The sequence below is a fragment of the Methanopyrus sp. genome (assembly GCF_053997775.1).
Genome location: NZ_JBMXXF010000027.1, coordinates 1 through 12,945 on the forward strand (window position 1 = coordinate 1; position 12,945 = coordinate 12,945).

11 protein-coding genes and 1 tRNA gene are annotated in these 12,945 nt (G+C 69.5%); all 12 read left to right on the plus strand.

Going from position 1 to position 12,945, the window contains the following annotated elements:
• Window positions 1-490, plus strand: a 490-nt coding sequence (locus ACXJJV_RS03925) for a hypothetical protein (protein WP_456466878.1), incomplete at its 5' end; no start/stop codon positions are given.
• On the plus strand, window positions 483-1,115 hold the full coding sequence (locus tag ACXJJV_RS03930; protein WP_456466879.1) for a hypothetical protein: 633 nt from the start codon (window positions 483-485) through the stop codon (window positions 1,113-1,115). The genes ACXJJV_RS03925 and ACXJJV_RS03930, both read left to right, overlap by 8 nt.
• A 2-nt stretch (window positions 1,116-1,117) precedes the next feature.
• The gene (locus ACXJJV_RS03935; protein ID WP_456466880.1) at window positions 1,118-1,570 is read left to right on the plus strand and encodes a hypothetical protein; all 453 of its coding nucleotides are present in this window, start codon (window positions 1,118-1,120) and stop codon (window positions 1,568-1,570) included.
• A gap of 45 nt (window positions 1,571-1,615) precedes the next feature.
• Window positions 1,616-1,693, plus strand: a tRNA-Asp gene (locus tag ACXJJV_RS03940).
• Window positions 1,694-1,782: 89 nt separating this feature from the next.
• Entirely contained in the window at window positions 1,783-2,937 is a 1,155-nt protein-coding gene (locus tag ACXJJV_RS03945; RefSeq protein WP_456466881.1) for a DNA double-strand break repair nuclease NurA, read from the plus strand.
• Complete coding sequence (locus tag ACXJJV_RS03950) at window positions 2,934-4,511, plus strand: ATP-binding protein (RefSeq protein WP_456466882.1); 1,578 nt, start codon at window positions 2,934-2,936, stop codon at window positions 4,509-4,511. The genes ACXJJV_RS03945 and ACXJJV_RS03950 overlap by 4 nt, the downstream gene beginning before the upstream one ends.
• Before the next feature lie 3 nt (window positions 4,512-4,514).
• On the plus strand, window positions 4,515-5,888 hold the full coding sequence (locus ACXJJV_RS03955) for a metallophosphoesterase family protein (RefSeq protein ID WP_456466883.1): 1,374 nt from the start codon (window positions 4,515-4,517) through the stop codon (window positions 5,886-5,888).
• Window positions 5,889-5,901: 13 nt separating this feature from the next.
• The gene (locus tag ACXJJV_RS03960) at window positions 5,902-8,538 is read left to right on the plus strand and encodes an AAA family ATPase (RefSeq protein ID WP_456466884.1); all 2,637 of its coding nucleotides are present in this window, start codon (window positions 5,902-5,904) and stop codon (window positions 8,536-8,538) included.
• Between the two features lie 21 nt (window positions 8,539-8,559).
• Window positions 8,560-9,141 carry a 4Fe-4S binding protein gene (locus tag ACXJJV_RS03965; RefSeq protein ID WP_456466885.1) on the plus strand — a complete coding sequence of 194 codons (582 nt, stop codon included), beginning with the start codon at window positions 8,560-8,562 and terminating at the stop codon, window positions 9,139-9,141.
• Window positions 9,068-9,346: a DNA-directed RNA polymerase subunit H gene (locus ACXJJV_RS03970; RefSeq protein ID WP_456466886.1), complete on the plus strand. Its 279-nt coding sequence runs from the start codon at window positions 9,068-9,070 to the stop codon at window positions 9,344-9,346. Before ACXJJV_RS03965 ends, ACXJJV_RS03970 begins: the two co-directional genes overlap by 74 nt.
• A 12-nt stretch (window positions 9,347-9,358) precedes the next feature.
• Window positions 9,359-10,960 carry a DNA-directed RNA polymerase subunit B'' gene (locus ACXJJV_RS03975; RefSeq protein WP_456466887.1) on the plus strand — a complete coding sequence of 534 codons (1,602 nt, stop codon included), beginning with the start codon at window positions 9,359-9,361 and terminating at the stop codon, window positions 10,958-10,960.
• 18 nt (window positions 10,961-10,978) lie between these two features.
• Window positions 10,979-12,943 (plus strand): DNA-directed RNA polymerase subunit B, encoded by a 1,965-nt coding sequence (gene rpoB / locus ACXJJV_RS03980; RefSeq protein WP_456466888.1) that lies wholly within the window; start codon window positions 10,979-10,981, stop codon window positions 12,941-12,943.
• Window positions 12,944-12,945: the final 2 nt, after the last annotated feature.

Genomic DNA, 12,945 nt, shown 5'->3' on the forward strand with positions numbered 1-12,945 from the left:
GGGGAGTACCCCCGCGGGCGGGGGCGCGCTGATGCTTATTAATTCTCCTCGGAGGGGCCAGGTGACGGTCGAGTACGGGCTGATCCTGCTGGTGTGCGTGGGCGTGCTCGGGGCGGTCCTCTCCTACGTGTGGTCGGGCCTGGGGGGCGCGGAGCGGGGCGAGGCGGCCCTGGAAGCCAAGTCGATGGCGGAGCAGCTGGCCGACGTGCTGGAGAAGGCGGCCGAGTGCGACGACGGGACGGTCTTCAAGGTGTACGTCCGGGGGCGGCCCGGCTCCGGGGAGCGGGAGTACCGGGTGCGGGTGGAGGGGCCGACGGTGCAGGACGAGTACGAGGTGGTCGTGTTCGGGCACGGGGTGGAGGGACGGGCCAAGTTCTTCTCGGGCTTTGGCGTCACCTTCGACACGGGCGACGTGAGGGTGCCGGGACGGGTGGTGATCGAGGTCCATGAGCGTAACGGCGTCAAGACCGTGGTCGTGCGTAATGCCTGATCGCGGTCAGGTCACGCTGGAGTTCACCCTGTTACTGCTGGTACTCCTGGTGCTGGGCTCGTACTTCTTCAGTTCTATCCTGAGCACCGTGATCACCGTGGCGGACCTGTCGGAGCTGGCCGAGGCGCACCGGATCGCGAGCTACGTGGCGGGGGCCGTGGCGGGCACGATCAACTGGCTGCCCGACTGGCAGGCCACGGCCAACCGGATCCCGCTGCCGGAAAGGATCGGGGATGACGAGTACTACCTGAAGCTGCGGGTGCGGGAGGTGGCGTCCCTCGGGGACGTGACGATCGGTCGGATCGAGGTGATCCTGCAGCTGGGGGGCCGCTGGCGCCGTCGGGTGTCCGTGGTGGTGAGCGTGCCCGTGGTCGTGGGCCGGTACCAGCCGGGCTACCTGCGGCCGGGCGTGGTGATGATCGACCCGGAGGCCTACCTGCGAGGCGTCATCCGGCCGGTGAGCGAGTGGCCGGAGCGCGGGTGGTGGTGCTCGACCTCGGGCCGGCCGTTCACCTTCGCGTTCTACGTGATCCCGCCGCCCGAGCCGCAGCCGTCGCCGCCGTGGTCGGGCCCGCCCGGGTCGTCCGGTGGTGGAGGAGCCCCAGGACCGCCCGGGGGATGGTGACCGTGAGAGGGCAGGTGTCGACCGAGTTCGCGCTCCTCTCGATCGCGGTGGTGGGGATCGTGGGGGCCGTCGCGGCCGGGTACCTGGGTCCGGAGTACGAGTGGTTCTGCGTGCGGAAGGCCGCGGCGGACGCGGTGGCGAAGACGTGCGACGAGGTGACGGCGGGGATCGAGTACCAGGGGCAGGAGGTCTCCGGGGAGCTGCGAGTGGAGAAGGTCAAGGTGAAGGGGGATCGGGTGGTGTTCCGGCTGGAGTACGAGGGGATTAACGAGGGGGCGGTGGTCGAGCTGCTGCGGCGGAACGTGCTGTTCCACGTGTACGTGGCGGTGCACGGGCGGCCTAGGAGCGAGGAGGAAGTGGAGAATCCGGTGAAGGGGTGGTGGGGAACGTACCGGGTCTCGGTCGAGGGCTCCGGTAGGAAGTTGAAGGTGGTGGTGGAGCGGGAGGGTAGGTAGGGGAAAAGTTTATAATCTGGTTTATGGTGGGTGCGGGACGGGCGCGCCCCGGCGGTGTAGCCCGGTCTATCATCCGGGCCTGTCGAGCCCGGGACCCGGGTTCAAATCCCGGCCGGGGCGCCAGCCAGAATCGTTACGAGGATCGTAACGTTTCGGTTCCCGCAAGGCAGTTATCCGCGGGCGCGGGGGCGGGTCGGGGGAGGCGCCCTTCCTTGGATTTGGAGCGGTTCCTGGAGCGCTTTGAGGTGCGACGCGGGCGCGAGTACGGGCGGATACTGGACGACCTGTCCCGCCGCCGCGGCGAGTTGGCGGAGGAGGTGGTTCGGGTCAGCCGGCGGATCTCGCCCGAGCGGAACTCCCGGCTGCGGCGGGTCCTGGAGTACGTGCGCGAGCGGAAGCGGCGGGTTCGTCCGCGGACGCCGGATCTGAGCGCGACGTTCGGGGTGGACGGCGGGGAGGGGATGCGGGAGTACCAGGGCGTGGTCCTGTACGTGACGCGGGCGGCGGCGTGGTCGGAGGAGGACGTGCTCTCCTCCTGGGACTTCGGGACGCTGTCGCGCACGCGGGCGCCGCAGGTGCGGGTGGCGGCGCGGCGGGTGAAGCTGGAGTCGGACGTGGCGACGCGGGCGGCGGAGCGCGGTGAGGTGGTCATGCTGGACGGGCCGCTCGTGCCGCACCACGATCTGAAGGGGGCGAACGAGGACAGTCCGAACCGTCGGGATTACTGGGGGAAGCTGCTGCGCGCGCGGCGGCGGCTGCTGGAGGTGTGCGAGGGGGAGGGGACGGTGGTGCTTGGGGTGGTGGAGGACTGCAAGGCGCGGCACCTGCTGCGGAGCGTGGAGGGGGAGCTGGGGGAGTCGCTGGACTCGTTGAAGACGCTCAACGACCCGGTGGCGCTCTCGCGGCGGTTGAACGGGGAGCCGGTGCTGCGGGTGGGGGAGCGGACGCACGCGTTCCGGGTGCCGGCCCGGGAGTACCCGGTCGTGCGGGAGTTCGAGCGCGCGACGGGGTACGAGGTGCGCACGTTTTACGTGCGGACGACGGAGTACTCGCCCCCGGTTCGGGTGGAGATCCCGGAGTTCGTGGACCCGGACGAGGCGGCCGCGATCGTCCTGGGCACGTCGGTGGAGTACGGGGGGTACGGGATCCCGCTCCCCCTGGTGATGGCGGACGAGTTCGCCAAGGTGACCCGGTCGCTGATCGACTGGCTGGAGGAGGGGATCCTGGAGGAGCTGGCCGCGCGGGGCGAGTTGGACGTGATCTTCACCGTGTTCCGGCGGCTGCGGCGGGAGTCGCGGCCGCGGTCGGTGTCGAGTGAGGAGGCGCGCCGGGAGATCGAGCGCCGGCACGGGGGTCGAGCGGGTTGAGCGGGCGCGAGGTGGTCGGGTACGTGTACGAGAGCCCGTCCGTGCGGGAGTTCACGTTCGTGATCAGCCGGGACGCGGGCGACGTGGGCGTGGGCGACTACGTGGTCGTGCGGGAGCCGGGCTCGGGCGGTCGGGAGCTGCTGGGTCGGGTGGAGGACGTCGCCCGGGACGTGCACGAGGGGATCAAGGGGGAGATCGCGCGGGCCTCGATGGTGAGCGGGCGGCCCGTGCCGAACCTGGACTGGATGGTGGTGGCCCGGGTGGAGGTCGTGGGGGCGCTCGAGGACGGGCGGCTGCGGGACCCCCGGATGCCCGCGCGCCCCACGGACCCGGTGTACAAGCTCCCGGAGCCGGAGCTGGAGGACCTGTTCTCGAGCGGCGAGCTGTACGTGGGCCGGCTGAAGGACTCGCGGGCGCGCATCTTCCTGCGGCTGAACGAGCTGCTCACGCTGCACTGCGCGGTCCTGGGGATGACGGGCAGCGGTAAGAGCTACACGGTGGGCGTCCTGATCGAGGAGGTGGTGGAGCGGGGCGTCCCCGTGGTCGTCATCGACCCGCACGGGGAGTACACGAGCCTGCGCGAGCCGTCCCCGGACCGGGAGCGGCTGGAGCGGTGGGGGCTGGAGCCGAAGGGGCTGGACGACGTCGTCGTCTTCGCCCCGGAGGGCTCGGACGGGGTCCGGGACTACTCGATCACCATCGACACGACGAAGCTCGGCCAGGAGGACTTCGAGGTGCTGGCCCCTGAGCTCGCCAAGCGCCGGGCCGCCCCTAACGTGCTCGGCCAGGTGCTGAAGGAACTGCGGCGTCGGCGGAACGAGGAGGGCAAGAAGTACTCGCTGGAGGACGTGGTCGAGCTCCTGGAGCGGCACGCCGAGCGGGCTCGCGCGGCGGGCGACATGGCCGAGTACCAGGCCGCCCGGGCGGCGATCCGGGATCTGAAGCCGCTGCTCCGCTACGGGATCTTCAAGACCCAGGAGTCGCCCGACCTGAAGCGACACGTCCGACCGGAACGGGTGCTCGTGCTCAACCTCCGCGGCGTCCCGGACCGCGCCCAGCAGATCGTGGTCACGCACTTCCTCCGCCGACTGTTCGACCTCCGCAGCAAGGACCGGATCCCGCCCGTGTTCGTCGTCCTCGAGGAGGCCCACAACTTCGCGCCCGCGGGCGAGGAGCGCACGACCTCCAAGACCTCCCTCTCCGTCATCCGCGACTTCGCCCGCGAGGGCCGGAAGTTCATGGCCGGCCTCTGCGTGGTGAGCCAGCGCCCCGGCCGCGTGGACACGACCGTCCTCTCCCAGTGCAACACCATGATCATCCTCCGCACCGCGAACCCGGACGACCTCGAGAACATCCGCAAGAGCGGCGAGGGCATCACCAAGGAGGCCCTGGAGCGGATCAAGGGCCTCCCCACGGGCACGGCCTTCATCACCGGCAGCGCGATCAACATCCCCGCCTTCGTCGACATCCGCCCCCGCCGCACCAAGCACGGCGGGGAGACCCCGGACGTGCTCGAGGAGCTGAAGCGCTGGCGGGAGGAACACGCCCAGGAGGACCCCACCCTGGGGCTCTAACCCTTGCGACTCGCCCACCTCGCCGACGTGCACCTCGGGCACGCCCTCATGAACCTCAAGGCCCGCGAGGAGGCCGTGATGAAGACCTTCAAGCGGATGATGGCCCGAGTCCGGGAGTGCTCCGTCGACGCGGTCCTCATCGCCGGCGACCTCTTCGACCACGCCCGACCCAAGACCGAGGCGCTCGACCTCGCCGTCCGAGAGCTCTCCCGACTGCGCGAGGACGGGGTCGAGATCCTCGCCGTCTCCGGCAACCACGAGGTCCGCCGCCGGGCCGGGGCCATCTCCCCCCTCCGCGTCCTCGAGCGCGCCGGCCTCCTCAGGCACCTCTACTACTCGCCCGGGGAACGCACCCACGAACACCGGCTCGAGGCCGACGGCACGACCGCGTGCGTGCACGGCCTCCAGTACCTGCCGAAACGGGACTTCATCCGCGAGTCACCGCGCATCCGACGAACCTTCCGACCCGACCCCGAAGCGGACGTGAACCTCGCCCTGATGCACCTCGCCCTCCCCGACACGATCCCGACCGAGTCCGAGGTGATCGAGGAGACGTACCTGCCCGAAGGGTACGACTACTACGCCCTCGGACACGTGCACACCCCGCGCCTGGAACGCACCCTCCACGACCGACCCGCCTGCTACCCCGGCAGCCCCGAGCCCATCACGTTCACCGAAGCAAGCGAGGACCGGCGCGGCTTCTACCTCCTCGAGGCGCACCCCGACGGCGAGGTGGAGCACGAGTTCATCGAGATCGAGTGGAGTCGCGGCCTCACCACCGTCCGCGTCTCCGGAGACGGCTGGAGGGAGCGCCTGGAACGGGAGGTCCGGCGCGCCCGCCGAAGGACCCGCTACGGCGGCCCCGTCGTGAAGGTCGTCGCCGTGGACGTGGGCGCGAGCCCGGACGAGATCGAGCGGATCGCGGAGCGGGCCGGGGCCGAACGGTGCCTGATCGACGTCCGGGAGCGGGAGGAGGGGGACGCGCCCGAGGGCGAGGACCGACCGGAGGACCTCACCGAGGACCGAATCCTCGAGCGGGCCCTGAGCCGGGCCCGCCGGGCCAGACTCCGGGACTCCGACGTCGACGACGACCTGGTGCTGCAGCTCATGCGCCGGATGCTGCGGGCGGTCCGAGAGGGAGAGCGGCTGGACCCCGGCGACCTGATCCGGGAGTTCAAGCGGGAGCTCCTGGAGGAGGACGAGGGTGAGAAGGACGGGGAGGATGACGTAGAGGGGCCCGAGGAGGACGAGGAGGACACCACCGAGGAGGGTCCGGAGCGGGAGCGCTCCGAGCCCGAGGGCGACCGGCGGGACCGAAGGCCCGAACCCCGGCCGGCCCGCCCCGGTGGCCAGTCCTCCCTCGACCAGTTCCTGTGAGGGGAGCCCGGGCTTGATCGAGCGGGTGGAGATCTTCAACCTCCGCTCCCACGAGCGCACGGAGCTGGAGTTCACCGAGGGCGTCAACGTGCTCATCGGCCCGAACGGAGCCGGGAAGACGTCCGTGCTCGAGGCCATCTGCCTGGCCCTCTTCCCGGAGGCCCGCTCCTTCCGCAGCTACGACGAGCTGATCCGGGAGGGGGAGAAGCGGGCGGAGGTGCGGGTCACCTTCCGCGTGGGCGACCGGAGGTACCGGATCGAGCGCCGGTTCATCCGGGGCGCGGGACAGCGAGACCCGAGGCTGCTGGTGGAGGACGAGGACGGCTGGAGGGTGATCGCGAAGGACCGGGCCCGGGACGTCGACCGGAAGCTCGCGGAGATCCTGGGCGGCGTGGACCGGGACGTCTTCCGCGAGGCGGTGTACATACGGCAGGGCGAGATCGCCCGGCTGGTGGAGGAGAGCCCGGAGGAGCGGAAGCGGCTCATCGACCGGACCCTGGGGCTGACCGACTACCGGAAAGCCCGCGAGCAGGCCCACGAGCTGGCCCGACTCGTGGAGGTCAAGCTGGAGCACGCTCGGGACCGCGTGAAGGAGCTGCGAGGGTCCCGGCGGCGGCTTGAGCAGGTCGAGTCCGAGATAGACGATCTGGAGCGGCGGGTCAAGGAGCTCAGACCCCGGGTGGACGAGCTTCGGAGGGAGAAGGAGCGGCTGGAGCGGGCGTACGAGCGGCTGAGCGAGATCGAGCGGGAAATCGAGTCGGTAAAGGGGGAACTGAGGCACTACCGGGAGCGCATTCGCGACCTGGAGGAGCGGCTGAAGGAGCTGAAGGAGAAGCGGCGCCGGATGAGGGAGCTCAAGGGGTCCGTGGAGCGGGAGCGGAAGCTGAGGGAGCGGTTAGAGGGGCTGAGGGAGCGGCTCGACCGGGCCGAGGACCTTCGAGACGAGCTGCAGGAGGTTACCACTCGCATCGAGTCGTTGAAGGGGGACCTGAAGCGGCTGCGGGAGGATCTGGACGGGATCCGTAGGGAGCTGGGCGTCGATCCTCGGCGACTGCTGGAGCTGCGCGACGAGCTGAGGGAGCTCGATCAAGGGCTCCGGGAGCTCGAGCGGGAGGAGGAGCTCCGCGAGCGGCGGGAGGAGTTGGTGGAGGAGTTAAGGAAGTTGGAGGAGAGGATTCGACGGTTGGAGAACAGGCAGGGTGAGTTGCGGGACGCGCTTGAGGAGGTTCGGGAGGAGCGGGCCAGGCTCCGCTCCAAGCGTCGGGAGCTGGAGGAGCGGTTGGAGAAGCTGCGTGAGGCGGAGAGTAGGTGCCCGGTCTGCCTGCGGAGGCTGACGCCCGAGCGGGCGGAGCGGCTGCGTGACGAGGCCGAGGAGGAGCTCCGGCGCGTCGAGAAGGAGCTGGAGCGGTTGAGGGAGCGGGAGCGGGAGCTGAAGGAGGAGCGGGACCGGGTGGAGGCTGAGCTCGAGCGGGCTCGGGATCGGCGGGGGGAGTTGAGGCAGGGGGTTCGCGAGTTGGAGGAGCGGCTGGAGGAGGTGAAGCGGCTCAAGGGGCTGGAGGCCTATTCGCTGCTGGACGGTGACCTGGATCGGATCAGGAAGGCGTGCGAGGTCGTCGGGGCCGTTGAGGGCTGGCTTCGGGAGCTGGATCGGCTCGAGGAGGAGCTGGAGAGGAAGCGTGAGGAGAGGGAGGAGCTGCTTCGCCGCCTGGGCGAGGTGTTGGGTGAGCGCCCGGGGGACGTGGACGAGGCGGGGCGGATGGTCAAGGAGCTGAGGGAGCGGCGCGATCGGTTGGAGGAGGAGCTGAGGAAGGTTCGGGAGGACGTCCGGGAGTACGAGCGGCTGAGGGAGGAGGTGAAGCGGGAGAAGGAGCTCCGGGACAAGCTCCGCGAGCTGCGCGAGAGGCGGTCGGAGTTGGAGGAGAGGTTGAGGGAGCTGGAGGAGGAGCGGGATGAGTTGGTGAGTAAGTGGGGGTCGTTGGAGGATCTCGAGGAGCGGATGGAGCGGGTCAGGGAGGATTACGAGCGGGCTCGGGACGAGCTTCGGCGGTGCGAGGGGCGGCTGGAGGGGCTGCGTAAGGAGCGTGAGGGGTTGGAGAGGGAGGTGAGGAGGCTTCGGAGGGCGGAGCGGGAGTGTCGCGCGCTCGAGTCGTTGAAGGGGGCGTTGGAGCTGGCGAAGGAGGGGTTCAAGTACTCGCGGGACGTGGCGAGGGAGGCGTTGTTGCCGGTGGTGGAGCGGGAGGCGTCCCGGTTGTTGGAGGCGCTGTCGGATCGGTACGGGTCGTTGAGGATTGAGGGTGATGGGGAGCGGATTCGGGCGTTGGCGCCGGGTGGGTACCTGATCGATGCGGATCGGATGAGCGGTGGGGAAAAAGTTATAATTGGGTTGGCGTTGAGGCTGGCGCTCGCCATGGTGGGCTCGAACTTCGCGCCTTTTATAATGCTGGACGAGCCGACGGAGCACCTGGACTCTGAGCACCGGGAGCGGTTGGCGCAGGCGCTCAGGGAGCTGCGGTTGGGGGAGGAGGGGAGGATTCGGCAGGCGATCGTCGTGACGCACGATGAGGAGCTGGAGGAGGCCGCGGACACGCTGTGGCGCATTGAGAACGTGGGCGGGAGGTCGGAGGTGAGCCGGGAGACGCCGGCCCGATAGTGGGTTCCGGGTCGGGGACCTTTGTATCGGGATTTCAGGAGGTTCCGGCCGGCGCTGGAGTTCCGGGCCTGCGTGGCCTGCGGTCGGTGCGCCGAGGTCTGCCCCACTGGTTCGCTGAGGGTGCGGGAGCGGGTCAGGGAGGCCTTCTGCGAGGTCTGCGGGCTCTGCGAGCGGCTCGAGGTGGAGCGGCTGCCCCCGGGGCTCGCGGGCCTGGTGTGTCCGGTGGCTTGGGTGCAGCGTCGGGCGGAGTGGTTGCTCCCGCACCCGTGGGTGCGGGTGGATCGGTGCTCGGGGTGCGGGCTCTGCGCGGAGGCGTGTGAGGAGGGGGTCATCGAGGTTCGGGAGGGGCGGGCGGTGGTCTCGGGTCCGTGCCGGCGGTGCGGCGCGTGCTGGGAGCTCTGCCCCCGGGTGGACTGCCTCCTGCCCCCCGTGGTGGCCGTGCGGGAGGTGTTCCTGTCCTTTCGGGAGGGTGCGTGCGTGGACTGCGGACTGTGCATCGAGGCGTGCCCGATGGGGTGGGGGAAGGGGTATGTCCGAGCGGTTGGATCCGGACGTGGTGCTGAACCACGAGCTCGTTCCGAAGCACGAGGTGATCGAGGATGAGGAGGAGATCGAGCGGATCCTGGAGGAGCTCGGGGTGAGCAAGGACGACCTGCCCCGGATCCACACGAACGATCCGGTGATCGTCGCCCTGAGTGAGAAGCTCGGTCGGAAGATCCGTCCGGGGGCGCTCGTGCGGATCGAGCGGGAGAGTCCTACCGCGGGGAAGGTGGTCGTGTACCGGGTCGTGACGAGCCCGCCCGAGTAGGGGGTGTGGCCCTTGTCGAAGCCGGTTCGGTCCCTGTCGGAGGAGGATTACTACGCCCTGCTCGAGGGGTACCTTCGGCGGAACGATGAGCGGGTGGGCGACGTTAGAACGCATCCGCTCATCGTTCACCACTTCCTGTCTTACCACTGGTTGATCGACGAGGGTCTGCAGCGGTTGGTCGAGAGCCTGGAGCCGATCGAGCCGGACGTGGAGGGCGCGAGCTACCGGATCGAGTTCGAGAAGATCGAGTACGGGGAGCCGTCGTCCATCGAGCCGGACGGGGCGCGGCGGCGGATCTACCCGATGGAGGCGCGGCTGCGGAACATGATGTACTCCGCGCCGATGTACGCGGAGATCGTGATGTACGAGGACGGGGAGGAGGTGGAGCGGGAGACGGTGTACGTGGGCGAGCTCCCGGTGATGGTGCGGTCGAAGCTGTGCAACACGTACGGGATGTCCGAGGAGGAGCTGATCGAGGTGGGGGAGGACCCGAGGGACCCGGGCGGGTACTTCATCATCAACGGGTCGGAGCGCGTGCTGATGTCGCTGGAGGATATCGCGCCGAACCGGCGGGTGAACGAGAAGATCCGGGAGCGGGGCGTGCTGGACGAGATCCGGTCCCGGGTGTACTCGCGGGGTGAGCGGTACCGCGGTCCGGTGGACGTGATCGATCGGAAGGGTCGGCTCGTGGTCGACATGCCGGCCGTGCACCGGCGGTACCCGGTGGTCATCCTGCTGCGGGCGCTGGGGCTGAGCGAGGAGGAGATCCTGGACGGGGTGGGGCGCGAGTTCGCGACGGTGATGGCCGAGCAGCTGCGGATCCTGGTGCGGGAGGAGATCGCGACGCAGGAGGACGCGCTGGAGTACATCGGGCGGCTGGCCGGGGCGGAGGACTCGCGGGAGGACCGGATCCGGCGCGGGAAGGAGGTGCTGGCGAAGTACTTCCTCCCGCACATCGCGGAGGTGGACGACCTGGACGACGAGGAGCGGTTGGAGCGGGTGTTCCGGCGGAAGGCGGAGGAGATCCTGCGGATGGTGCGGGAGGTGCTGGAGCTGAAGTACAAGCGGGTGAAGGTGAAGAGCATCCGGGACCGGGATCACTACGCGAACAAGCGGGTCAAGCTGGCGGGCGACCTGCTGTACGAGGCGTACGAGTACGCGTTCCAGCAGCTGGCGCGGGAGATGCGGTACCAGTTCGAGCGCGCGTACTCCCGGGGCCGGGAGCCGACGATCCGGTACATCGTCCGGCCGGACAAGGTCACGGACCACATCCGGAGCTGCATGGCGACGGGCACGTGGCGGACGGGTCACTACCGGCCGCGCACGGGCGTCTCGCAGATCCTGGAGCGGCACACGTGGATGTCCACGATGTCGCACCTGCGTCGGATCCGGGCCGCCACGGAGCTGGGCGTGGGCAAGTGGTCGATCCCGAAGGAGGCGCGGTACCTGCACCCGACGCACCTGGGCCGGCTGTGCCCGAACGAGACGCCGGAGGGCGCGAACTGCGGTGCGATTAAGAACCTGGCCCTGTACGCGGAGGTCGTGCACGACGACGCGGACGAGGAGGAGGTGCTCGAGGTGCTCGAGGACCTGGGGCTGATCCGGGCCGACTGATCGCGGGGGGCGTGCGAGATGGCCGAGTCGCGCGATCCGGACGCGGAGGCTGGTGACATCGAGAGCCGGGTGGACCGCGCGGTCGAGCGGGCGCTGGCGGGCGCGGAGGAGGAAGAGGAGCTCACCCCGGTGTACGTGAACGGGCGCCTGGTCGGGTACGTGGAGGATCCGGAGGCGTTCGTGGAGGAGGCGCGGCGGCTGCGGCGCGAGGGCGTGCTGGACCGGCGCGTCAACATCGCGTACCACGAGGACCTCAACGAGGTGCACGTGAACTGCGATCGAGGCCGGGTCGTCCGGCCGCTGCTGGTCGTGGAGGACGGGGAGGTCAAGCTCACGGAGGAGCACCTGGAGAAGCTGAGGAAGGGAGAGATCTCGTGGAAGGAGCTGGAGGAGGAGGGCGTCATCGAGTTCCTGGACGCCGAGGAGGAGGAGAACGCGCTCATCGCCGAGTCGCTGGAGGAGTTCTACTCGATGCCGAAGGAGGAGCGGAGGAAGTACACGCACGTGGAGCTGGACCCGGCCGCGATCTTCGGCACGTGCTGCAGCTGCATCCCGTGGCCGGAGTCGAACTCGGCGCCGCGTAACACGATGGGTACGAACATGACCCGGCAGGCCCTGGGCTTCTACGCCGCGAATCACCCGCTCCGCATGGAGTCGCGGGGTCACCTGCTGTTCTACCCGCACCGACCCCTGGTGAAGACGCGGGGCACGGAGGCGTTCGACTACGACGAGCGGCCCGCCGGCCAGAACATGATCGTGGCGGTGCTCACGTACGAGGGATACAACATGGAGGACGCGATCATCATGAACGAGTCCGCGATCGAGCGGGGCCTCGCCCGGTCGTACTTCTTCAAGACGTTCGAGGACGAGCTCCGCACGTACCCGGGCGGGATGAAGGACAAGTTCTGCATCCCGGAGAAGGGCGTGCGCGGGTACCGGTCGAAGGAGGCGTACAAGCACCTGGGCGAGGACGGGCTGGCCGAGGTGGGTGAGAAGGTCGAGGGTAAGGCGGTGATCATCGGCAAGACGAGCCCGCCCCGCTTCCTGGAGGAGATGCGGCCGGAGGAGCTGCCGGCGGAGGAGCGGCGGGAGTCCTCGACGGCGATCCGGCACACGGACTCGGGCGTCGTGGACGCCGTGATCATCACGGAGACGAGCGACGGGCACAAGCTGGTGAAGGTGCGGATCCGGGACGAGCGGGTGCCGGAGCTGGGGGACAAGTTCTCGTCGCGGCACGGTCAGAAGGGCGTCATCGGGATGGTCGTCCCGGAGGAGGACATGCCGTTCACGGAGGACGGGATCACGCCGGACCTGATCCTGAACCCGCACGCGCTGCCCTCGCGAGAGACGGTCGCGCACATCCTGGAGATGCTGGCGGGCAAGGCGGCGGCGCTGGCCGGGAAGCGCATCGACGGCTCGGCGTTCACGTCCCGGCCGAAGGACAAGTACAAGGAGATCAAGCGGATGCTGAGGGAGCTGGGCTTCGAGCCGACGGGCAAGGAGGTCATGTACGACGGGCGCACGGGCCGGAAGCTCGAGGCCGAGATCTTCGTGGGCGTGTGCCTGTACCGGAAGCTGTACCACCTGGTCAAGGACAAGTGCCACGCGCGGTCGCGCGGCCCGGTCCAGGTGCTCACGCGGCAGCCGACGGAGGGTCGGGCGCGGGAGGGCGGCCTGCGGTTCGGCGAGATGGAGCGGGACGACCTGGTGGCCTGGGGCGCGTCCATGTTCCTCAAGGAGCGGCTGCTGGACGAGTCCGACCGGTACGAGGCGTACGTGTGCCCGAACTGCGGCGAGCTGTGCTACGTGCACGCGGCCACGGGCAAGACGATCTGCCCGGTCTGCGGCGAGGTGCGGGCGGACAAGGTGGAGATGTCCTACGCGTTCAAGATCCTCCTGGACGAGCTCAAGTCCTTCGGCATGGACACGATCCTCGAGGTCGGCCCCCTGTCCCGGGAGGAGGAGCGGGAGGAGGGTGAGTAGGC